This is a genomic window from Pseudomonas sp. GXZC (assembly GCF_026967615.1).
In the GTDB taxonomy this organism is placed as follows: domain Bacteria; phylum Pseudomonadota; class Gammaproteobacteria; order Pseudomonadales; family Pseudomonadaceae; genus Aquipseudomonas; species Aquipseudomonas azotoformans_A.
On the sequence record NZ_CP114115.1, the window covers coordinates 2,366,255 to 2,388,976 of the forward strand.

Genomic DNA, 22,722 nt, shown 5'->3' on the forward strand with positions numbered 1-22,722 from the left:
TTCGATGCAAAGTGTTTCCGCATTTTTGGTATGGTGCAGCACATTTTCACAGGGATTGATCTTTTATCCGCAGGACGCGGCGTCGACCTTCTTCAACGAGATGCTGTAGAAATGCCTGAACCGATACCGATCAAAGATCACGAAAAAGAGAACCGCCTGGTCAACAAGCGCCTGCTCGCCTGTGCACTGTTGGTGATTGGCATCACCTGCGCGCTGGTAGGGCGCATGTACTTCCTGCAGGTTGTACAGTTTGACTACCACTCCACGATTTCCGAAAACAACCGTGTCCATGTACTGCCGATTACCCCGACGCGTGGGTTGATCTACGACCGTAACGGCGTGGTACTGGCCGACAACCGCCCCAGCTACAACCTGACCATCACCCGCGAACGCACCACCGACCTCAAGGGCGAGCTGGACGCTATCGTCAGCCTGCTGCACCTGCCGGCCGAAGACCGCGCGGTCTTCGACAAAGCGCTGAAGCAGGCACGCCATCCCTTCGTCCCTGTGACCTTGTTTTACGAACTGACCGAAGAGCAGATCGCGCTACTGGCCGTGAACGAGTTCCGCCTCCCTGGCGTAGACGTAGAACCGCAGTTCGTCCGCCATTACCCGTTGGGCGCTCACTTTGCGCACTCCATCGGTTACGTAGGTCGGATCAACGAGAAGGAATCCAAAGCCCTCGACTCCGTGGAGTATCGCGGTACGCAGTCCATCGGCAAGACCGGTATCGAGCGCTTTTACGAATCTGAGCTGCATGGCCACGTCGGCTATGAAGAAGTCGAGACCAATGCGCAGGGCCGCGTACTGCGCGTACTCAAGCACACCGACCCGATTCCCGGCAAAAACATCGTGCTGAGCCTTGACGTGCACCTCCAGGAAGCGGCGGAAGAAGCCTTGGGTGATCGCCGTGGCTCGGTGGTTGCACTGGACCCGCAAACCGGCGAAGTTCTCGCCATGGTCAGCAAGCCCAGTTTCGATCCGAACTTGTTTGTCACCGGTATCAGCTTCAAGGAATACGCTGCACTGCACGATTCTATCGACCTACCGCTGTTCAACCGCGTGCTACGGGGTCTCTACGCGCCAGGCTCGACGATCAAACCGGAAGTCGCCATCGCCGGCTTGGACAGTGGCGTTGTCACTGCACAAACCCGCGTGTTCGACCCTGGCTACTACCAATTGCCGGACTTTGACCATAAATACCGCAACTGGAACCACAGCGGTGACGGCTGGGTAGATATGGACGCAGCCATCATGCGCTCCAACGACACCTATTTTTACGACCTCGCCCACAAGCTGGGCATCGATCGCCTGCATGACTATCTGGCTGAGTTCGGCCTGGGCCAGAAGGTCTCATTGGACATGTTCGAAGAGTCCGCTGGCCTGATGCCTTCCCAGGCCTGGAAGCGCGCAACGCGCCGGCAACCCTGGTTCCCGGGCGAAACCGTGATCCTCGGCATTGGCCAGGGCTACATGCAGGTCACGCCACTGCAACTGGCCCAGGCCACCGCACTGATTGCCAACAAAGGCGTGTGGAACCGACCGCACCTGGCCAAGACCATCAACGGCGTGCCGCCGGTGGATGAAAACCCGATGCCCAACGTGGTCCTCAAGGATCCACGTGATTGGGAACAGGTCAATCATGGCATGCAACTGGTGATGCACGACCCACGCGGCATTGCCCGTGCTGCCGCACAAGGCGCGCAATATCGCATTGCCGGCAAGAGTGGTACGGCGCAAGTGGTGGCGATCAAACAGGGCGAGCGTTACAACCGTGAGAAGACCCTCGAGCGCCATCGCGACAACGCCCTGTTCGTCGGCTTCGCGCCAGCGGAACACCCGAAGATCGTGATTTCGGTGATGATCGAAAACGGCGAGGCCGGCGGTCGCGTGGCGGGTCCGGTGGTGCGCCAGATCATGGACGCCTGGCTGCTCGACCAGGAAGGCCACCTGAAACCGCAATATGCGACGCCAGCCAAAGCGCCCGGCGACCCCAAGGTGTGATTCAGGCTTTCCACTCATCCCACTGGTCTACGCCTTCGTAGGCCAGCCAAGGCACATCATGGGCCGTCCAGATGTGCGCGGTGGGCCTGACGCCCGGATCATCGTCCAGCGTCGCCACCCGTACAATGACGTGGGGCTGATGCCCACGCTCTGCCATCAGGTGTGAGCCGCAGCGCGAGCAGAAATGCCGGAGTTTACCCGGCGACGATTCGAAGGACGCCAGCCACTCCTGGCCCTGTGTCCAGCGAAAGTGCTCACGCATCACGCCGGCTGTTGCCACAAATGCCGCCGCGTGCACCTTGCGGCAGCTGTCGCAATGGCAGTGGCTGATGGGCATATCCAGGCTGTCGAGTTGATAGTGCACGGCCTTGCAGAAGCAACTTCCATGGAGCTGTTGAGTCATCGTGATCACCTCAGGGGGAGGGGGATAATTTACCTTTCGCCGACACGCTGCGCATCACAGTCATACAAGCCATTGCCCTTATTCCTACATTGCTCTAAATTGCGAAGCGTTCTCATTCGTGCGCAATATCATTATGCCTTTGTCTGCTGGGCCTCATTCTTCCCACGAACCCATTGGCCAACTCTACGGTGACCACCACCGCTGGTTGGTCAGCTGGCTGCGTTCGCGCCTGGGTTGCTCCCATCAGGCGGCTGACCTGGCTCAAGACACCTTCATTCGTTTATTGCTGGCCGAACGCACGCAGCCGGTGGCCGCTGAGTTGAAGGAACCACGGCATTTCCTGGTGACAATTGCCAAGCGCGTCATGATCGACAGCTTTCGCCGCAAAGCCCTGGAGCAGGCTTATCTCCAAGCCATGGCCGAGCAGCCGCAGGCCTATGCCATCTCGCCGGAGGAGCGGCTGTTGGTCATCGAAACCCTGCAGCGTCTGGATGCCATGCTCAATGGCTTGGGGCGTAAGGCCAAACGTGCCTTCCTGCTTTCGCAGTTGCAGGGCATGCCTTACAAGGACATTGCCGAACAGCTACAGGTCTCGGTAAGTTCGGTGACCAAATACATCGCCAAAGCCACCGAGCATTGCCTGATCTTCGCCCTGGAGCATTGACGGTGACCCGTGACGCGCAGCGCCAAGCCCTCAGCGGGGCGGCCCACTGGGTCGCACGCCTGGCAGCCGAGCCGGGCGACCCTGAGTTGCACGCGGCTTGGCTCGCCTGGCGAGATGAAAACCCGCTGAACCAATGGGCGTGGCAGCGCGTGGAACTCCTGCAAAGCCAGCTCCAGAGTCTGCCCGGCACGGTGGCCGTCAATGTACTGGACGTCGCTGCCGACCAATCCCGGCGATTTGGCCGCCGCGCACTGCTCAAGAGTGTGGTGATCGGTGCCGGCATGAGCGCCATCGGTTGGTCGGGCTATCGACAAGCGCCGCTGTGGATGGCCGATCAACGCACCACCACTGGCGAGCGCCACAGCCTGCGCCTGGACGATGGCACACGGCTGTCCCTCAACACCGCCAGCGCCGTGGACATCCACTACACCGCCGAGCAACGCTTGCTGATTCTGCGTGCCGGCGAAATCCTAGTGGAAACGGCCCCCGACCCACGCCCTTTGCGGGTACGCAGTGCCCAAGGTGAAATGCGCGCGTTGGGCACGCGGTTTACCGTTCGCCAGTTCGATGACTTCACCGGCATGAGCGTATTGCAACACGCGGTGGCGGTGCGTCAGGGCATCGAACCTGCGCAAACCGTGATCACCGCCGGCCAGACTGTCACGTTCGATACCCGACGCATGCTCTCCCTTCGGGCCAACGAACCTGGCGAAGGCGAATGGGCGCAGGGTCGGCTGATCGTCGACAACTGGCGCCTGGATCGCCTGCTGGCCGAATTGTCGCGCTACCGGTCGGGTTACCTGGGATGCGCGTCTGAAGTCGGCCATCTGACAGTCTCGGGGGCTTATTCCCTGGACGATATCGACCTTGCCCTCAACGCCCTGACCCACGCGCTGCCGGTGCGTCTCAGTGCACGCACCCGTTATTGGACGACCGTCGTCCCACGCGGCTGAAAATAATTATCAACAACTGTTGTCGATTGGCCGCATCTCGTTCGACTCCTCCTGCAAACCCCCTTCATTCGTTCGCACCTTCAGGAGTCAACATGCGCGCAGGGCAAACCTCAGTCGCCACTCAGCCGCTTCGGTCATTTCGCAAAAAGCCTTTGCAGGTCGCGCTGTTTGGCGTGTCGTTGATGGTGCAAGTCGGGCTGCTGGCCCCACTGTTTGCGACAGGTTCCAGCGCAATGGCTGCCAGCCAGCAGCAGGCTTTCGCCATTGCCCCAGGCCCGCTGGGCTCGGTATTGAGCCGATTTGCCAGTGATGCCGGCGTGGTGTTGTCCTTCGATTCGGGCCTGACCGCCGGCAAGCAAAGTGCCGGTCTGCAAGGTACTTACAGCATCGAACAAGGCTTTGCCCGACTGTTGGCGGGCAGCAACCTGGCGCTGTCCGTCAATAACGACGGCAGTTACGGCCTGGCGCCCCAAGCCAGCACGGGCACCCTGAGCCTTGGCGCCACCAGCATCAACGCTGAAGGGCTGGGGCTGACTACCGAAAACAGCGGTTCCTACACCACGGGTGCGGCCAGCACGGCGACGAAACTGCCGCTGTCCCTGCGTGAAACCCCGCAGTCGGTCAGTGTGGTCACTCGCCAACTGATGGACGATCAACACCTGTCGACCCTCAGCGAAGTGCTGAGCTTCACACCCGGCGTCAGCAGCAACCATCGAGACAGCGAGCGCTACTCCTTTTATTCCCGCGGCTTCGAGATCCAGAACTTCCAGTACGACGGGATTCCGTCCCAGATCGCCAACGAATCCCAGCAATTCATCGGCCCGCTTTCCGACATGGTCATCTACGACCGCGTCGAGGTCGTGCGCGGTGCCACCGGCTTGATGAGTGGTGCAGGCACGCCGTCGGCCACCATCAACCTGGTGCGCAAGCGCCCGACCAAAGACTTCCAGGCGCACATCGCGGGAGAAGCAGGCGCCTGGGACCGCTATCGCTCTGAAGTCGACGTGTCCGGCCCGTTGACCGAGACCGGCAATGTGCGTGGGCGTTTTGTCGCGGCGTACCAGAAACAGAAGTCCTTCGTGGACTGGTACAAGCAAGAGAAGCGTGTGATGTATGGCGCGCTGGATATCGACCTGAATGACTCCACTACCCTGCGCACCAGCCTGGATTACCAGAACAACGATGCCAATGGCACCAGCTATGGTCATATTCCGTTGTTCTACAACAATGGCCGCCAGACCGATTTCTCGCGCTCCTTCAACCCGGCGACGCGCTCCAGCTACATGGACAACACCAGCTACACCTTCACCACGATGCTGGACCACAAACTGGACAACGACTGGAGCTTGAAGACTGCCTACAGCCATCAGTATTCCTATCGCAAAGGGCAGGGCGCTTCCGCCAGTGGCAGCTACCCGGACCCGATCACAGGCCAGGGCGCCAAGGCGTTCATCTACCGCCTCGACAGCTACCAGGCCCAGGACACGCTCGATGTGTACGCCAACGGTCCGTTCCAGCTGGGAGGGCGTGAGCATGAATTGGTAGTGGGCGCGAGCACTTCGCACACTCACCTGAATTTCCCCAACTACAGCAGTACCCTGGCCGGCCAGGACAATGACTATGGTGATGTGGACAACATCTTCACTTGGGACGGCAGGCAGTATGGGCGCCGTTCCTACAACGAAGCCGGGGGGGCCGTTACCACGCTGCAACAGACCGGTGTGTATGGCGCGCTGCGTTTGAAACCGATGGACCCGCTGACCCTCATTCTCGGCACCCGCGTCAGTTGGTGGAAGCAGCTCGATGAGGTGACGGAATATGCCCCTTACTCGCAAAAGACCGACAAGACCAAGAAGACCGGCGTTGTGACGCCCTACGCGGGCATCATCTACGACCTGAACGACACCTACTCGGTCTACGCCAGCTACACCAGCATCTTCCTGCCGCAGACGTTCTACAAAACCGCCAGCGGCGGCTTGCTGGCGCCGTTGGAAGGCGACAACTACGAGATCGGACTCAAGGGTGAATTCTTCGACGGTGCGTTGAACGCGAGCATCGCCCTGTTCGACATCGAGCAAAAGAACACCGCTGCCGACTCGGGTAACGATGCCACCGGCAAGACGGTGTACAAGGCCATCGCCGGCACCACCACGCGCGGTGTCGAAACCGAGATTTCCGGTGAAGTGGCCGCCGGTTGGAACGTATTCGGCGGCTACACCTACCGTGAATCGCACTCTAAGGACGGCGAGCGCGTGCAGGTCAACCAGCCGCTCAACCTGTTCAAGCTGGGCACCACTTACCGCCTGCCGGGTGCCCTGAGCCGCTTGACCGTGGGCGGCAATGTCACCTGGCAAAGCGAGATGTACGCCACCACCCAGATCAACTACACCGGGCCGTACTACAAGGCGGTCCAAGACCCCTTCGCTGTGGTGGGCCTGTTGGCCAACTACCAAGTGGACGAGCATTTGTCGGTGGGGCTGAACGTCAACAATCTATTCGACAAGAAGTATTACGACGGCATGGGCACGTTCAACTCGGGCTCCTACGGCGAGCCGCGTAACGCGATGGTCAATGCCAAGTGGACGTTCTGAAGTAAGTCGCAACACCAATGCGCGGCTGAAAGGTTGCGCATTGTTCGATGTCGCCTACTGTCAATGGAGGAGGTGACTTATGCACGTATTGGATCGAATCGAACGAAAAGTCCTGCTCAACGCTTCACGTAAACAAGTCTGGGAAGCCCTCACCGATGCCGAGCAATTCGGCCGTTGGTTCGGTATCGCACTCAAGGGTAAAACCTTCGTTGCCGGGCAAAGTATCGAGGCGCCGATCACTTATCCGGGCTACGAACATGTGATCTGGAAGGCCAGGATCGAACGCATCCTGCCGCAAACACTGTTTTCTTTCTGGTGGCATCCCTTCGCGGTAGAGGAGGGTGTCGACTACGACCAGGAAACCCCAACCTTGGTGGAATTCACCATTGAGGATCGGGCGCCGGGCATACTGCTGCGGGTGGTCGAATCCGGGTTCGATGCCGTGCCTGAGGCACGACGGCAGAAGGCCTTCAAAATGAATTCCCGTGGTTGGGACGAACAGATGGGCAACATCGAAAACTACCTGAGCCAGGCCCGCCAGGCTTGAAGGTAGCGGGCATCATCAGTGATGCCCGCCTTTCACCGGTCTCAGCTTTCGTGAGCGGTGGTGATCTCCAGGGTGTCGGTGTAAGTCACCACCACACTCTGCCCGACCTTGAGGTCTTTGAGGCCGGCGCGGATTTCCGGTTTCTCAACGTTCAACACCTTCGTCGCACCGGCTGGATTCTCCAGGGTGACCTGGTTTTTCTTCAGGTCGATATGAGTGATCTTCAGCTGCACCTGCACCTGGCGGAAGGCCGCGCCACCTGGGTTGGGGTTGTCGGCGGTGGCGCGGATCACGCCGGCTTTTTCGCTGGCGTCCGGAGCGCTCTTGTCCACGTCGGTGTCCAGCACGGCCGCGACCGAGTGGGTGGTCAACACCTTGACCTGGTCGCCGACCTTGAGGTTGCCCAGGTCCTTGGCGGCATCGGTGAGTTGCACATGCACCTCACGGCCCTCGGCACCCGCAAGCACGACTTGATGCTTGGCGGCATCTACCGCCAGCACCTTGGTGGTGACTTCATCGGCTTCAAGGGATTTGGACAGCGGGATATCGGCGGCATGGGCCACCAAGTGGCCGGCGGACAGTAGAGTGGCCAAGGCGATTGCCTGGCGAAGGGAGCGAGATAACTTCATTGTCAGGACTTCCATGTGAGAGAAGCCCTGAGTCTAGTGGTGAGCCGGCGATGCGCAAATCTGCCGGCTCACGTTGTTGCCGTTCTGTTAGAAGTCCACGCTGGCCGACAGCTTGGCGACGCGCGGATCGCCTTGGCTCAGGAAACCGCCCTGGGCCGATTCCCAGTACTTCTCGTTGGCAACGTTCTCCACGGTGGCGCCGAGGGTGACATCACGCTGGGCCACCTTGAAGTTGTAGCGCGCGCCGATATCGAAGCGGTTCCATGCGGGCAGGCTCAGGTTGTTCGCTGCGTCGGCGTACTGCCCGCCGGTGCGTAGCATGCGGCCGTTGAGGGTCACGCCTTGCAGGCCAGGCACATCCCAATCCACGCCAGCATTGAGCTGGAACGAAGGCACGCCGATGGCACGATTACCGTCGTTGGCGCCGTTTTGCGTGTCCTTGAGTTCGGTCTTCATCACCGTCACACCGCCCAGCAGGCGCAGGCCGCTGACCGGTTCGCCGAAGACGTTCAACTCAACGCCTTTGTTGATCTGCAGGCCTTCGCGAACGTAGCGCGCTGTCGTTGCATCGATGACCTGAACGTAACCGGCCCCAGGTTGTTCGATACGGTAAACACCCAGCGTTGCCCCATAGGTGCCCATATCAACTTTCACGCCGGCCTCAATCTGCTTGGAGCGCGCTGGCGCAAACACCTCGCCACCGCCGATGATGGTCCGGTTGCCCGAGTTGACGGGGGAGGTCGGGCCCTGGGCCAAACCTTCGATGCGGTTGGCATAGAAGGACACATGCTCCCACGGCTTGAAGACCAGGCCATAGACCGGCGTGGTGATCGACTCGTCGTAGTTGGCCGTGCGCGTGCCGCTCATGTAGTTGTAACCCTGCACGACAATCTGCTGGCGGCGTGCACCGACCGTCACCAACAGGCGGTCATCGAAGAACCCCAGCGTGTCGGACACCGCCGTACTGCGCACAAAGGTCTTGGCGGTGATGGTCGGGTCGCTGAAGTCGGTGCCCGGTGTATTGCGTGGATTGTTCAGGGCCGGTGGCGCACCGGTCACAGGGTTGTAGATATTGGTGAGGGTGCGTGGGCTGGCGAACACATAAGCGTTGCGCGCCTGGGTCCAGATGCCGGCCAAGCCGAAGTTGAGTCGATGGCTCACAGGGCCGGTCTGGAACTTGCCGTTCAGGCCACCCATGACGCTGCTGTTGTCTTCTTCATGGGCGATGGTCGAACCGCTGGCGGTGGCATTGCCCAGGTTATCGGTCAGGGTCACCGACGAGTAGCGCCCCATTTCGCGGGTGTGCTTGGCGCCTGCTGCCGCATAGGCCGTCCAGTTATCGTTCAAGTCATACTCGGCACGCAGCATCCCCAGGGTGTCTTCAAGGTTGGTGCTGCTCCAGCTCGGCGCGTAGTTGGTGTCGGCCGACGGTGCATTCGGGACATGGGTGGCGGTGCCGAGGAAGACCGAGTTGCGCCCGCCGTTGATACGCTGCTTCTGGTACACAAAGTCACTCGACAAGCGCAACGCATCGCCACGGTAGTCCAGGCCGACGGCAAACAGCTTCGAGCGCTGGCTTTCATCATCGATACCGGTATCGCCTTCGCGCTGGGACAGGTTCACCCGTGCGCCAAAACGGTTGTCTTCACCGAAGCGCTCGCCAATATCCAAGTGTTCGCCCACCCGGCCATCACTGCTGATATCGGTGCTGAACCGACGCAGCGGCACGTCATCGGCGCGCTTGGGTTGCAGGTTCACACCACCGCCGATCCCCGAGCCGCCGGGCGTCACGCCGTTGATGAAGGCATTGGGGCCCTTGAACACTTCCACGCGCTCCAGGGCGTCGGTGGAGATGATCTGGCGCGGCAGGATGCCGTACAAGCCGTTGAAGGAAATGTCGTCGCCATTCAGTGGCAGGCCTCGGATCATGAAGGTCTGCGCCTGGTTGGCAAACCCCGACGCCTGGCGCACGGACGAATCATTGAGCAGCACATCGCCGACGGTTTCGGCCTGCTGGTCGCGAATCAGTTTCTCGGTGTAGGAGGCCATGCTGAACGGCACGTCCATGATGTCCTGGTTGCCCAGCACACCCAATTGGCCGCCGCGTGCCACTTGGCCGCCGGCGTACACCGGGGGCAGGGCGCTTGGCGCGGGGGCGTCGGCATTGATGTTGGTGGCGCCCAGCTCCAGCGTGTTGCCTTCCTGGCCGGTGTTCGCATCCTGCGGGGTGGCTGGGGTTGCAGCGTGAGCGCTGAGGCTCAGGGAGCAGCACAGGGCGAGCAGGGTTGGGCGCAACGGCACGGCGAATGGGGCGGGCATGGGCGATCCTGACGGCTAACCGTCATGTGTGAGGAAAGGGCAACGGCGTTGCGCGTCCTCACTGCGCGGATACGACTCCGGCGCGAATGATAGTAATTATTATTAACGTCACGCAACAAATTTTTACTGACACGGTCTGCGCGCGTGGATGCCGAGTAGAATCACGCCCTGAAAGCGATTCCTGAGGTGCGGTACGGTGGATTTACAGCAGGGTTTTGTCCTGACCCGGCATTGGCGCGATACCCCGGCGGGCACGGAGGTCAGCTTCTGGCTGGCCACCGACCAGGGCCCGAGGTTTGTCCGCCTACCCGTGCAGACCTCGGTGATGTTCATCCCTGAGGCCCATCGCAAGCCGCTGGATTGGCTGCTCAAGGGCGAGCGCGATATCGAGCTGCGCTCCTTGCAGCTGTGCGATTTCCATCACCGGCCCGTCCTCGGCCTGTACACCCGCCAGCACCGCCAGGCGATGGACGTGGAAAAACGCCTGCGCGCGGCGGGCGTCGACGTCTACGAAGGCGACGTGCGCCCGCCCGAGCGCTACATGATGGAGCGTTTTATCACTGCCCCGGTGTGGTTCGGCGGCACACCCGACGCCAGCGGCGTACTGTGCGACGCACAGATGAAACCCGCGCCCGACTACCGTCCGCCGCTGAAGCTGGTGTCCCTCGACATCGAGACCACCGCCCAGGGCGATCTCTATTCCATCGCCCTCGAAGGCTGCAGCGAGCGCCAGGTGTACATGCTTGGCCCGCCGAACAAAACCGACGCCGTGGACTTCAAGCTCGACTATTGCGACACCCGTGCCCAACTGCTCGAACGCCTCAACCAGTGGCTGGCGCTGCACGACCCCGATGCGATCATCGGCTGGAACGTGGTGCAGTTCGACCTGCGCGTGCTGCACGAACATGCCCAGCGCCTCAATGTGCCGCTCATGCTCGGTACCGGGCGAAGAACCGATGGCCTGGCGCGAACACGGCAGCCGCAATCATTACTTTGCCGCCGCAGCGGGCGCTTGATCATTGATGGCATCGAAGCCCTGCGTTCGGCCACCTGGAGCTTCGAATCCTTCAGCCTGGAGAACGTCGCGCAAACCCTGCTGGGCGAAGGCAAGGACATTTCCACGCCGTACCAGCGCATGGACGAGATCAACCGCATGTTCGCCGAGGACAAGCCCGCCCTGGCGCGCTACAACCTCAAGGACTGCGAGCTGGTCACGCGGATTTTCGAGAAGACCGAACTGCTCAAGTTCCTGCTGGAGCGCGCCAGTGTCACCGGCTTGCCGGCCGACCGCAACGGCGGCTCCGTCGCCGCGTTCACCCATTTGTACATGCCGTTGATGCATCGCCAGGGCTTCGTCGCGCCGAACCTGGGCGACAAACCGCCCCAGGCCAGCCCCGGCGGATTTGTCATGGACTCACGCCCTGGGCTTTACGAATCGGTGTTGGTGCTCGACTACAAAAGCCTCTACCCGTCGATCATCCGCAGTTTCCTGATCGACCCGGTGGGTCTCATCGAAGGCCTCAAGTACCCCGACGACAGTGACTCGGTAGAAGGCTTTCGCGGCGCACGGTTTTCCCGCACCCGGCATTGTCTGCCGTCCATTGTCGAGCGGGTTTCCGAAGGCCGCGAGGAGGCCAAGCGCGAACACAACGCGCCGCTGTCCCAGGCCCTGAAAATCATCATGAACGCCTTCTACGGCGTACTCGGCTCCAGCGGCTGCCGCTTCTTCGATACACGCTTGGCCTCGTCGATCACGATGCGTGGCCACCAGATCATGCGCCAGACCCGCGAACTGGTCGAAGCCCAAGGTTATGAGGTGATCTACGGCGACACCGACTCCACCTTCGTGTGGCTCGGCAGCGCGCATTCCCAGGAGGACGCCAGCCGTATCGGCAGGGCCTTGGTGCAGCACGTCAACGATTGGTGGCGCGAGCACCTGCTCACCGCGTTCGGCCTGCAAAGCGCCCTGGAGTTGCAGTACGAAACCCACTTCACGCGGTTCCTCATGCCGACCATCCGTGGCGCGGAGGAGGGCAGCAAGAAACGCTATGCCGGTCTGGTGGTGCGCAGCGATGGCAGCGAAGACATGGTCTACAAAGGCCTGGAAACCGTGCGCAGCGACTGGTCGCCCCTGGCCCGTCGATTCCAACAGGAACTCTACCAGCGCATCTTCCATCGCCAGCCCCACCAGGACTACATCCGCGACTACGTACGCCGTACCCTCAGTGGCGAATTCGATGAATTGCTGATCTACCGCAAGCGCCTGCGCCGCCGGCTGGACGACTACGAGCGCAACGTGCCACCCCATGTGCGCGCCGCGCGTCTGGCCGATGAGTACAACGACCGCCTGAACCGCCCGCGCCAGTACCAGCGCGGTGGCTGGATCAGCTACGTGATCAGCGTCAACGGCCCGGAACCGCTGGAAGTGCGGCAAGCGCCCATCGATTACGACCACTACGTCACCCGGCAATTACAGCCGGTGGCGGATGCGATCCTGCCGTTCGTGAATGACGATTTCAGCACCCTGGTGGGCGGTCAGATGGGCCTGTTTTAAAACGCTTGATTCGTCAGGGCGGCAGCCTGCACTCTCTGTCTCTGATGACCACCCAGACGGCGCTGCCACCATGACCCTGATCACACTGACCGGCACCACGGTCGAACTCCTGCCCCTGCAAAGGGAACACAAGGCCGCCTTGCTCGACGCCGCCGCCGATGGCGAATTGTGGAACCTGAAGGTCACCAACGTACCGGGCCCGGACACGGTTGATCAGTACATCGACACCGCCCTGGCAGGGCGTGACGCCGGTAGCGTGATCCCGTTCACCCTGGTGCGTCGTGAAGACGGCCAAGTGGTCGGCAGTACGCGGTTCTGGAAGGTCGACCGGGTCAATCGCAAGTTGGAAATCGGCCATACCTGGCTGGCGCTGTCCACGCAGAAAAGCGCGATCAACACCGAAGCCAAGCTGCTGTTGCTGACCTACGCGTTCGAAGTGCTCGACTGCGTGCGCGTGCAATTCACCACCGATGAACTCAACGAAAAGTCCCGCGCCGCGATCCTGCGCCTCGGCGCCGTGCAGGAAGGTATCGTACGTCACGAACGCATCATGCCCGACGGACGCAAGCGCAACTCGGTGCGCTTCAGCATCATCGATTCGGAATGGCCACAGGTGAAGGCGAACTTGCAGGCCAAACTGCAACGCTAGGAGGAAAAGCCCATGTACACGCTGTATGGCATCGACGAATCCGGCTCCTGCATGATCGAAATCGCCCTGCAACGCTGTGCAGTGCCGTGGCGACGGGTGGACGCGGCCTCCTGGGCGGAGGGTGAGGGCAGTGATGAGTTGGCCCGGATCAACCCGCTCAAACAGGTGCCCACCCTGGTCACCGCCGATGGCCAGGTGCTGACGGAAAGTGCCGCGATCCTGATCCACCTCGGCCTGGAATATCCCGCTTCGGACTTGCTGGCCGGCAATCGCGCGCAGATCATCCGCGGGCTGGTGTACATCGCGGCCAATTGTTACTCGGCCATCGGCATCATCGACTACCCGCAACGCTGGCTCGGCAACGTCAACGAAACCGTGCAGGCGCAATTGGTGACGGGCACCCGGCGCTACCTGCATCAGGCCTGGGTGGTGTTCGCCGATCAGTTCGACGAGCAACTGTTTGCGCCCAACGGCGTGCCGAATGCGTTGGGCCTTATGGCGGCGGCGGTGTCGCGCTGGGATGAAGCGCGAGAGGCATTGAACGGCCTGGCGCCGGGCTTTGCCCAGAGCCTGGCGCAGGTGGATGCCGACCCCATCGTCGCCCCCGTATTTGCACGGCATTGGCCCGAGTGGAAGGTCTCATGATGTTTCCGAAATCAGTGGAAACAATGACACTTGTGCCTACCAAACCCTTGCGTAGCGGGCGTCCTGTCCTACGCTTTCTTAAAGTGGTGTAGGAATCATCCTTGAATTTGACTGTCGCAGACATGAAACTCAAGAACCCTGCATGGAATACAAAGGAGGTGCGCATGCTCATCCGGTCGCTGACCCTGGCTACCTTGATGGCTTTTACGGGGCCGCTGTTGGCTGCTGATGATATCAACCCGCTCAAGCAAGACTTGGGCAAGGCCCGGCCGCTGGTGGTGGTGGAGCTTGATTCCGGCAACAACACCTTGGCGACCCTCAAGAAACAGTTGGACGAGCCTGCAACCAAGCAGTCCTTTGAAGAACGTAACATGGTGTTCTACACCGTGAAGTTCGGCAGTATCGGCGCCGAAGGCGAGAAGTTCGCCAAGGACCCCAAGGACAATAAAAAGCTCACGCCTCCGGAAACGAATGCACTGATCCGTGCCCTCAAACTGGGTGCCGGCAGTGGCACCAAAGTGATCCTGGTGGGCAAGGACGGCGAGAAGAAAGTCGAGAAAACCGTGCCACCGGATACCCTCGACCTGAAAGAGTTCTTCAGCGCCATCGACCAGATGCCGATGGCCGAGAAAGAAACCGCCGCTCCCGCCGAGCCTGAACCGGCAGCCGCTGCTCCGGCGGCGAAACCCGGTGCCAAGGCCGGCAAACCCGCCAAGCACGCAGCCCCGCAACCACTGGACGATTGACCCCGCCAGAGCCGGCCAGCCGGCTCCTGCAGCAGAAACTTGCAGCATCGACGCAACGAAGAATATGATAACCGTTATCATTTACGCCTCATTCTTCGCGCGCGCCTTCCATGTCTTCGACTCCTGCGGTAAGCCCCACTGATCTGGCCACCCTGTACCGCCAACAACATCGCTGGTTGCAGCAATGGCTGTGGCGTCGCTTGAACTGCCCGCAGAGTGCCGCCGATCTGGCTCAGGACACCTTTCTGCGGCTGCTGGCAAAAAACCAGCCGGTTGAAATTCTGGCGCCGCGCAGTTTCCTGGCGAAGGTGGCGCAGAGTGTGCTGTCCAATCATTTCCGTCGGCAAAAGCTGGAAAAAGCCTATCTGCAAGCCCTGGCCTTGTTGCCGGAAGAGTCTGTGCCCAGCGCCGAAACCCAGTGGATTCTGCTGGAAACCCTGATGGCCCTCGATGAAGTGCTCAGCCGCCTGGCCTTGCCGGTGCGCCAGGCATTCCTGTGGTCGCAGCTTGATGGTCTCAGTCACGGCGAGATTGCCGAGCGCCTCGGCGCCAGCGTTACCACGGTCAAGCGCTACATCGTCAAGGCGGGTGCGCAGTGCATCCTGCTGGACAGCCAACGTTGATGAATCCATCGCCGTTATCCCTCGAAGCCGCCGAACAGGCGATGCACTGGCAACTGGAATTACAGGCGCCGGACGTCACTGAACAGACCCGCGCCGATTGGCAGCGCTGGCGCGAGCAGGACCCGGCCCATGAACTGGCCTGGCAGCATTCCCAACGGTTTCTCCAACGCATGCAAGACGTGCGCGCGCCGGCTCATCAGGCCTTGGCTCGCGCAACGTTGCTGCCGGCAATGTCCCGTCGTCGAGTGATCAAGCACCTTGCCGTGCTGCTGGCGGCGGGCACTACTGCTTGGAGCGTCAAGGACACGGCGTTGGTGCAGCACTGGACCAGCGACTACAGCACCACCGTCGGCGAGCAGTGGCGCATCGGCCTGGCGGATAACACCCAGGTGCAGCTCAACACCGACACCGCCATCGATGTGAAATACACCGCGCACGCACGGAAAATCCAGGTGCTGCGCGGTGAAATCCTGGTGGACCCCAACCTCACCGACGCCCGTCCGCTGTGGGTGCAGACCGCCGAGGGCCTGACCCGTGCCGTCAGCGGTCGCTTCAGCGTGCGCCAGCGTGATGGCTTTACCCAGTTGGGGGCCGACCAGGGCGCACTGTCGGTGCAGATCCCGTCACGCAGCCTGGTGCTGCAAGCGAATGAGCTGGTCAGCTTTGATGCCCACACCTTGCTCGCCCGTCGTCCGCAACGGAATGGCGAGCTGGCCTGGAGCCGGGGCATGATCGTCGCCGAAGGCATGCGGTTGGAGGACTTCCTCGACGAGTTGAGCCGCTACCGGCGCGGGCGCCTGACCTGTGACCCGGCCGTGCGAGGCTTGCGTGTGTCCGGCACTTATCCGCTGTCCGACACCGACCGCATCCTTGCCGCGTTGGGGCAGACCTTGAAGCTGGACGTGCAGCATTTCACACGCTTCTGGGTCACCCTCAACCCCCGCCTGAACCGGGTTTGAATTTAGTTCGCGCCAGGGTGGTCCGTTTGCGTTTCTCACGAGACTTATATCCCCAGACACTACCTTCACTGGGGAATTGGGCATGCAGCCACGCACACCACATCGCAGAACGTTGAAAACCTCTCTGGCCCTGGCCGTCATGCAAGGCATCGCCAGCGTGACGGTCGCCACGCCATTGTTGCTGGCGTCGACCTGGGTTCAAGCGGCACCGGACCTGGATTTCGATATTGCGGCCGGCTCGTTGGCCGGGGCGCTCAATCAGTTCGGTCAGGCCAGCCAGATCCTGTTGTCGTACCCGGCGGCGCTCACGGATGGCAAGACCAGCCCCGGCCTGCACTACCGGCATGACCTGGACACTGGCCTGGCGATCCTGCTCAGCACCAGCGATCTGCAAGCGGTGCATGGCAGCGCAAACCACTATTCACTGGAGCCACGCCCGGCGGATGGCGCGCTGCAACTGGGCACCGTATCGATCTCGGGCAAGGCACCGGGCTCGACCACCGAAGGCACCGGTTCCTATACCACGCAGTCGTCCAGCAGCTCGACGCGCCTGAATCTGACGCCACGGGAAACCCCGCAGTCGCTCACCGTAATGACCCGCCAGCGCCTGGATGATCAGCGCCTCACCAACCTCAGTGACACCCTCGATGCCACTCCCGGCATCATTGTGTTGCGCGATGGCCTGGGCTCGGAGAGTGACGGTTATTTTTCGCGTGGCTTCCAGATCCAGAACTTCGAAATCGATGGTGTGCCCACCGCCACGCGCATGGACAATTACACCCAAAGCATGGCCATGTACGACCGTGTCGAGATCGTGCGCGGCGCCACTGGCCTGATCAGCGGCATGGGCAATCCGGCGGCCACCATCAACCTGATCCGCAAACGCCCGACGGTACCGAGGCTCGCGCCAGCGTCACGGCTGAAGGGGGCACCTGGGACCGTTATGGCACGGGCCTGGACGTCTCCGGCCCGCTGACCGAAACCGGCAATGTGCGCGGCCGGCTGGTCGCGGACTACAAGACCGAACACGCCTGGATCGACCGCTACAAGCAGGAAACCCAACTGCTCTATGGCATCACCGAATTCGACCTGAGCGAAGCCACGCTGCTGACCTTGGGCTTCAGCTATCTGCGCACCGACGTCGATTCGCCAGCGCGTTCCGGTTTGCCCACACGGTTTACCGACGGTTCGCGCACTAACCTTAACCGTTCGCTGAACACCGCTCCGGCCTGGTCCTACAACGATCATGAGCAGACCAGCTTCTTCACGTCTATCGAACATAAGTTCGACAGCGGCTGGAGCGCCAAGGCCGAATTCACCCGCACCGAAAACCAGTTCGACGAAGTCTTCAACTACGTCAACGGGTCCCTCAACCCGGATGGCAGCGGCACCACCCAATTACCGGTGCGTTTCTCCGGTACACCGCGCCAGGACAACCTCGACCTTTACGCCACCGGCCCCTTCGACCTGCTCGGCCGTGAGCACGAGCTGATCGCGGGTGTCACCTTGTCAAAATACAAGGAAAGCGTGCCGAGTTACGGCGGATGGCATTACGACTATTCCAGCTCGCCTGCCGGTGCCATCGACAACCTGCTCAACTGGGACGGCCAGTCAGCCAAGCCCGTGTTCAATGTCACCGGCAAATCCTCGGTGGATGAGAGCCAATACGCCGCCTACCTGAGCACACGGCTGCGGGTCACCGATGACCTGAGCGTGATCCTCGGCAGCCGCGTGATCGACTGGAAGCGCGAAACCGAAGACCGCCCTTACGGCGGCACGGCGACACGCTCCGACGAATCGGAAACCGGCGTCTATATTCCTTACGCTGGCGTGGTGTATGACCTCACCGACAATTGGTCGGCCTATGCCAGCTACACCAAAATTTTCAACCCTCAGGCCAGTTGGGTACGCGACATCAATAACAAGGCGCTGCCGCCGATGGAGGGCAAAGGGTATGAAGTCGGCCTCAAAGGCAGCTTCTTCGACGAGAAGCTGAACACCAGCCTGGCGTTGTTCAAGCTGGAGCAGGACAACCTGGCCATCTGGATCGACACCCCGGGCGGCAACACCTACCGCAACGAGCAGGGCACCACCACCGAAGGCGTGGAGCTGGAACTCAACGGCGAACTCGCTGACGGCTGGCAGGCCTCCGCCGGCTATGCCTATGCGGTCAGCACCGATGCCGACGACAAACGCATCGTCACCACCTTGCCGCGCCAGAGCCTGAAGACCTTTACCTCCTACCGTTTGCCTGGCGCGTTCAACAAACTGACCGTGGGCGGCGGGGTGAACTGGCAGAGCAAGGTCGGGGAAGACCTGCACACCTTCAGCCAGGGCAGCTACGCCATCACTCACCTGCTGGTGCGCTACGACGTGACACCCAAACTGAGCGCCTCGCTGAACCTCAACAACCTGTTCGACCGTGAATACCTGAGCTACGCCGGCAACCACGGCATGTACGGGCCGCCGCGTAACCTGATGACCAGCGTCAAATACGACTTCTGACGTAGCGATTGAACGGCGCCCTCAAGGCGCCGTTTTGCGACAGGCGCCTTGCGCACCGGAAACGGAAAGTAGAAAAACCGCAAAAACGCCACCCGCTTGATCACTTCCCCGATCAACAAAGGCACCACCACGGCCACCCCAAAACCCACGCAGGCCGCCACAAGCGCGTGCAGCCCCAGGCGCTCCAGCAGGTCAACCGTCTTGTGCTGGATCTCGCCGTGGAAGATCAGCAGGATCAAGGTGTTCTGGCCAATGTAGGTCATCGCCCGTGTGATGACGGTCGATACCATCAGCACCCGCGCCAGCGACCAGCACGCGTACACGCCGAGCACCGCGAGCAGGCTGGTCCACAGCCAGTGGTCGTAGCGGCGCTGCGCCAAGTCCATGGTGGCGTGGCTGTAGAGGAACACGGCGGCGAACAATGCCACCGACATCAGCAGCCCCAGCCACGATCCCTCATGTCGACGCAGCCAGTCGCGCAGCAGGTAGCCGCAGATGAAGTAGGTGCTGCTGATCAGGGTGATTTCCAGGCCGAAGGGCAGGCCGGGCAACGTCCAGGTCTGCCCGCCGACGCTCACCGGGATTTGCCAGAACCACGGCAGTACCCAGATGCCGATCAACAGTTGCACCACCATCAGCAGGCAACTCACCGGCAGTGACAGCTTCAGGCGCTGGATCAGGCGCAGCATCACCCAACTGAACAGGATCGCTACCCAGAAATGCGGCAGAAACCACAGTGCCTGCCAGGGAATGGTATCCACCGAGGCATACAGCACGCCGCCGATATCCGGCAACAGGGCTTGGCCGCGGAGCACGTCGCGTACGATCACGTACACCAGCATGGTGAAGAAAAACGGCTTGAGCAGGCCATCGGCCTTGCGCACGGCCATCTCCACAAACGGCTGCTCGGGCTTGAAAAAAACGCCGGAGAGGAAAAAGAACAACGGCAAGATGAACGAGGCGATGATCGGGTACTGCAACTCCAGCGAGTTCGCCACGAACCAACTGTGACCGTACACGATCATCAGGATGCCGATGCCCTTGGCAATGTCCATTTGAATCCAACGATGTTTCATCCGCCTATCCCCGATCGATCATTCATGCCTTGCGCCACGGCTTGAGCCACAGCCCCATCCCCAGCAACACCACGGCGCCGGCCAGGGTGCTCAGCCCCAGTTGCAGCCACACGCCTTCAATCCGATACAGCGCCAACGCCGCCACGCCCATCAGCACGGCACTGAGCAGCCAGCTCCGCACCCAAGGCAGGGCGCCGAGCAAGGCCTGGCGGTGCATCAGCAGCAGCGCGGTGCAGATCACCCCGGCCAATGCCGCCAACGGAATCCCCGCCAAGCCGAACACAAACGGCAGCACGCCGAGCAGCATCACGTTGACCAGGCTGCCGAGCAATTCGCAGCGCAATGGCTGGCGCGTGTCCCCTACCGCGTAGGCATACCGCGCGAGCAAAGCGTTCCAGGCGCCAAATACCAACGGCACGGCAAACCAGGCCAGCAGCAGCGGCAATGGCGAGTCCAGCGATTGCTTGGGCAGCAGCAACGCCACCAGGCTCGGGGCCGCTGCCACCAGGCCGACACCGGCGGGCAGGGTCAGTACGCTGGCGGTTTCAAGCCGCGCTTGAGCAGGGCGAGGCGTTCATCGCCCTGGCGGCGGCTCATCATGCCCAGCAGCACTTGGTTGAGGCTCATCAGTGCAATCAGCGGCAGGTTCATCAGCTTGCGTGCCAGGTTGACCCAGGTCACCGCGCCTTCACCCAGCAGCGACGCCACCAGCCGTTCGATCAGGGCCAGGCCTTGGCTGGCGCCGTTGCTCAACAACAATGGACCGATGCGCTGGCCCAACTCTCGCAGTGGCGCCCACGAAAACTGCCAGCGCCACGGCCGCCAGCCCTGGCGCCACATCGATGGCAGCAGCGCCAACGGCATCAACAGGCTGCCGGCCAGGCAGGCCAGGGCCAGCGAGTGCGGTTGGGTCGCGGTGCCAGCGAGGGCCAGGTAGGTTACCGGTGGCAGGTTGAACAACAACGAACCCAGGCCGGCCAGCACAAAGCGCTCGCTGGCCTGCAACGGGATGCTGAACAGCGCGTGCAGCATCAGCCCCGGCACGCACCAGGCCACGATCTGCAAGTTGCTGCTGGCGAGCGCCGTGGCACTCGCCGCCAAGCCCGGTCCGAGCAGTTGCACCAGCCACGGCGCGAACAGCGTCAGCAACAGGCTGGTGATCAGCGCGATCAGCAGCAGCGCCGGGAACAACACGGCCAGCCAGCCCAGACGTTCGTCGTCCTTGCGCGCCAGGTACAGCGGCAGCGCGTGCACTCAGCACGCCGCCGGCGAGTGACATGCGCAGCGCTTCCGGCAAAAACAGCGCAATCAGGAACGCATCACTGCGCTCGCCCGCGCCCCAGGCCGCCACCAGCAACCATTCGCGGGCAAAGCCCAGGCACAGGCCCAGCAGTGTCGCCAGCGTCAGCCAGACGGCGGAGCCCAGCATCAGGGCTTCGCGCCATCAAGCACGGGTTTGCGAAAGACCACCGGTTTGACCTGCGGCAGGCGTGCCGGAAACAGCCGCCGTGCCTCCAGCACGTTGATGCCGACCATCAGCCAGAACAGCGCGACCATCACCACGGCGAAGCTGAAGTAGTGGTCGAACAGGCCGCTGACCAGCGCCGAGAGAATCCTACCGTGGTGCCCAGCCACAGCGCATTGTCCTTGGTCAGACGGATCGGGCCGTTTTCCGGGCGGGCTTCACGCCACCAGCGCACGGTCACCGCGATGAAGAACAGCATGCCAACGATGCCGGTCTTGTAGATGTAGTTCAGCCACAGGTTGGAGATGCCCAGCAGGTGGGTGTCAGGCACCGGTGGGTCGACCTTGAAGCCGATGCCGAACGGGTACGACGCCACCGCCTGCGGGAACATGCGGTATTCGTCGAAACGTACTTCGGTACTGGCGTTGCTCGAAGAGAAGATCGTCGCCAAGCGTTCCTGCAACGGTGGGTAGGCCATCACCAGCACGACGGTCAACACCGCGCCGATCATCAGCAGACGCCCGGTGTAGGGCACCCGGCGCGTGGCCATCCATAGCAGCACCAACGCCAGGCTGACCATCGCCCCCCGGCTACTCGCCAGCAGCAAGGCCGCCGCGCCCAGGCACGCCACGCCCAGGCCCAATGCACGTTTCCAGCCTTGTTCGGTCATGCCGAAACAGAAGGCCAGGGGCAGCAACAGCGCCATGATCCCGCCGATGGCATTCGGGTGCATCCACGGCGAGCCCATGCGCGAAGCCATGGCTTCCAGGCCGAATTTCAGCATGTCGAAGTTGCCGTAGTTGAACAGCGCCAGCACTGGCGCGATGCCGGCCCCGGAGCGCGTGCGCACGAACACCGCAATCGACAGCACCAGCATCGCCAGGCTGCCCAGCAGCAGGGCGATCACCAGGACTCGCGGTGCTTGTGGTCCACCAGCAACTTGGCGCAGAGGAATACGCCCGACAAGTTCAGCAACCAACGCAGCCAGTTGGCCACGCCGCTGCTGTCGGCGTGGATGGTGACCTGGCCGACAATAAAGGGAAACACACTGAACAGCATCAGCCACAACAGCATCTGGTCGGTCGGGCGCCGGGTGAGGCTCGGCGTATCCGGCAGGCGCACCAGGAAGCTGTTCCACAGCACGGCGCCCCAGGTCATCGCCAAAATGGCTTCGCTGACGGTACTGCGAATGCCCAGGTTGATCGTGGAATACGGCATGAACGTCGCCACCAAGGCAAAGAGCAGGAGGCCCCAGAAAGGAAAGCGCAGGATGGTCACCGCCCCGGCCAGGCCGATCACGGCGAGGAACGCCTTGGCCGGCGACAACAACAGGGCAACGGCGCCAAACAACAGGCCGAAGAGGATGGCGACGAGGCTGGGCAGGGTCATT

15 protein-coding genes and 3 pseudogenes are annotated in these 22,722 nt (G+C 61.8%); 12 read left to right on the forward strand and 6 right to left on the reverse strand.

Annotated features, from left to right (window positions below; genetic code table 11):
- Positions 1–111: 111 nt before the first annotated feature.
- On the forward strand, positions 112–2,004 hold the full coding sequence (mrdA, locus tag OZ428_RS11370; protein ID WP_269133401.1) for a penicillin-binding protein 2: 1,893 nt from the start codon (positions 112–114) through the stop codon (positions 2,002–2,004).
- Position 2,005: 1 nt separating this feature from the next.
- Here mrdA and OZ428_RS11375 read toward each other — a convergent pair whose 3' ends face one another.
- Positions 2,006–2,407 (reverse strand): GFA family protein, encoded by a 402-nt coding sequence (locus OZ428_RS11375; RefSeq protein WP_269133403.1) that lies wholly within the window; start codon positions 2,405–2,407, stop codon positions 2,006–2,008.
- A gap of 133 nt (positions 2,408–2,540) precedes the next feature.
- Between OZ428_RS11375 and OZ428_RS11380 the strand changes: the two genes are divergently transcribed.
- The 4 genes from OZ428_RS11380 to OZ428_RS11395 all read left to right on the forward strand — a co-directional run bounded on the left by OZ428_RS11380 (position 2,541) and on the right by OZ428_RS11395 (position 7,162).
- Entirely contained in the window at positions 2,541–3,071 is a 531-nt protein-coding gene (locus OZ428_RS11380) for a sigma-70 family RNA polymerase sigma factor (protein WP_033899648.1), read from the forward strand.
- Between the two features lie 2 nt (positions 3,072–3,073).
- The gene (locus tag OZ428_RS11385) at positions 3,074–4,024 is read left to right on the forward strand and encodes a FecR domain-containing protein (RefSeq protein ID WP_269133404.1); all 951 of its coding nucleotides are present in this window, start codon (positions 3,074–3,076) and stop codon (positions 4,022–4,024) included.
- Positions 4,025–4,116: 92 nt separating this feature from the next.
- Positions 4,117–6,615: a TonB-dependent siderophore receptor gene (locus tag OZ428_RS11390; RefSeq protein WP_269133405.1), complete on the forward strand. Its 2,499-nt coding sequence runs from the start codon at positions 4,117–4,119 to the stop codon at positions 6,613–6,615.
- Between the two features lie 79 nt (positions 6,616–6,694).
- Positions 6,695–7,162, forward strand: a complete 468-nt coding sequence (locus tag OZ428_RS11395; protein ID WP_061436001.1) for an SRPBCC family protein — start codon at positions 6,695–6,697, stop codon at positions 7,160–7,162.
- A 41-nt stretch (positions 7,163–7,203) separates the two neighbouring features.
- On the opposite strand, the gene OZ428_RS11400 is transcribed toward OZ428_RS11395, so the two are convergent.
- Together OZ428_RS11400 and OZ428_RS11405 are read right to left on the reverse strand one after the other, a co-directional pair.
- On the reverse strand, positions 7,204–7,791 hold the full coding sequence (locus tag OZ428_RS11400) for a hypothetical protein (RefSeq protein ID WP_269133406.1): 588 nt from the start codon (positions 7,789–7,791) through the stop codon (positions 7,204–7,206).
- A gap of 87 nt (positions 7,792–7,878) precedes the next feature.
- Complete coding sequence (locus tag OZ428_RS11405) at positions 7,879–10,110, reverse strand: TonB-dependent receptor (protein ID WP_269133407.1); 2,232 nt, start codon at positions 10,108–10,110, stop codon at positions 7,879–7,881.
- Between the two features lie 196 nt (positions 10,111–10,306).
- Here OZ428_RS11405 and OZ428_RS11410 point away from each other — a divergent pair, with 196 nt between their 5' ends.
- The 7 genes and pseudogenes from OZ428_RS11410 to OZ428_RS11440 all read left to right on the forward strand — a co-directional run bounded on the left by OZ428_RS11410 (position 10,307) and on the right by OZ428_RS11440 (position 18,791).
- Positions 10,307–12,664: a DNA polymerase II gene (locus OZ428_RS11410; protein WP_269133408.1), complete on the forward strand. Its 2,358-nt coding sequence runs from the start codon at positions 10,307–10,309 to the stop codon at positions 12,662–12,664.
- 70 nt (positions 12,665–12,734) lie between these two features.
- On the forward strand, positions 12,735–13,313 hold the full coding sequence (locus OZ428_RS11415) for a GNAT family N-acetyltransferase (RefSeq protein WP_269133409.1): 579 nt from the start codon (positions 12,735–12,737) through the stop codon (positions 13,311–13,313).
- 12 nt (positions 13,314–13,325) lie between these two features.
- Complete coding sequence (locus OZ428_RS11420) at positions 13,326–13,958, forward strand: glutathione S-transferase (protein ID WP_269133410.1); 633 nt, start codon at positions 13,326–13,328, stop codon at positions 13,956–13,958.
- A 164-nt stretch (positions 13,959–14,122) separates the two neighbouring features.
- Positions 14,123–14,704, forward strand: coding sequence for a DUF4174 domain-containing protein (locus tag OZ428_RS11425; protein WP_016974820.1), 582 nt, complete (start codon positions 14,123–14,125; stop codon positions 14,702–14,704).
- 110 nt (positions 14,705–14,814) lie between these two features.
- Positions 14,815–15,327, forward strand: coding sequence for a sigma-70 family RNA polymerase sigma factor (locus OZ428_RS11430; RefSeq protein ID WP_177112107.1), 513 nt, complete (start codon positions 14,815–14,817; stop codon positions 15,325–15,327).
- Positions 15,327–16,286 (forward strand): FecR domain-containing protein, encoded by a 960-nt coding sequence (locus OZ428_RS11435; protein WP_269133411.1) that lies wholly within the window; start codon positions 15,327–15,329, stop codon positions 16,284–16,286. Before OZ428_RS11430 ends, OZ428_RS11435 begins: the two co-directional genes overlap by 1 nt.
- A 139-nt stretch (positions 16,287–16,425) precedes the next feature.
- Positions 16,426–18,791: pseudogene (locus OZ428_RS11440) on the forward strand (TonB-dependent siderophore receptor).
- Here OZ428_RS11440 and OZ428_RS11445 read toward each other — a convergent pair.
- The 3 genes and pseudogenes from OZ428_RS11445 to OZ428_RS11455 all read right to left on the reverse strand — a co-directional run bounded on the left by OZ428_RS11445 (position 18,722) and on the right by OZ428_RS11455 (position 22,721).
- On the reverse strand, positions 18,722–19,867 hold the full coding sequence (locus tag OZ428_RS11445; RefSeq protein WP_269133412.1) for an acyltransferase family protein: 1,146 nt from the start codon (positions 19,865–19,867) through the stop codon (positions 18,722–18,724). The pseudogene OZ428_RS11440 and the gene OZ428_RS11445 sit on opposite strands and share 70 nt — an antisense overlap.
- Positions 19,868–19,889: 22 nt before the next feature.
- A pseudogene (locus OZ428_RS11450) lies at positions 19,890–21,296 on the reverse strand (lipid II flippase MurJ).
- A pseudogene (locus tag OZ428_RS11455) lies at positions 21,296–22,721 on the reverse strand (O-antigen ligase family protein). The pseudogenes OZ428_RS11450 and OZ428_RS11455 overlap by 1 nt, the downstream one beginning before the upstream one ends.
- Position 22,722 lies beyond the last annotated feature (1 nt).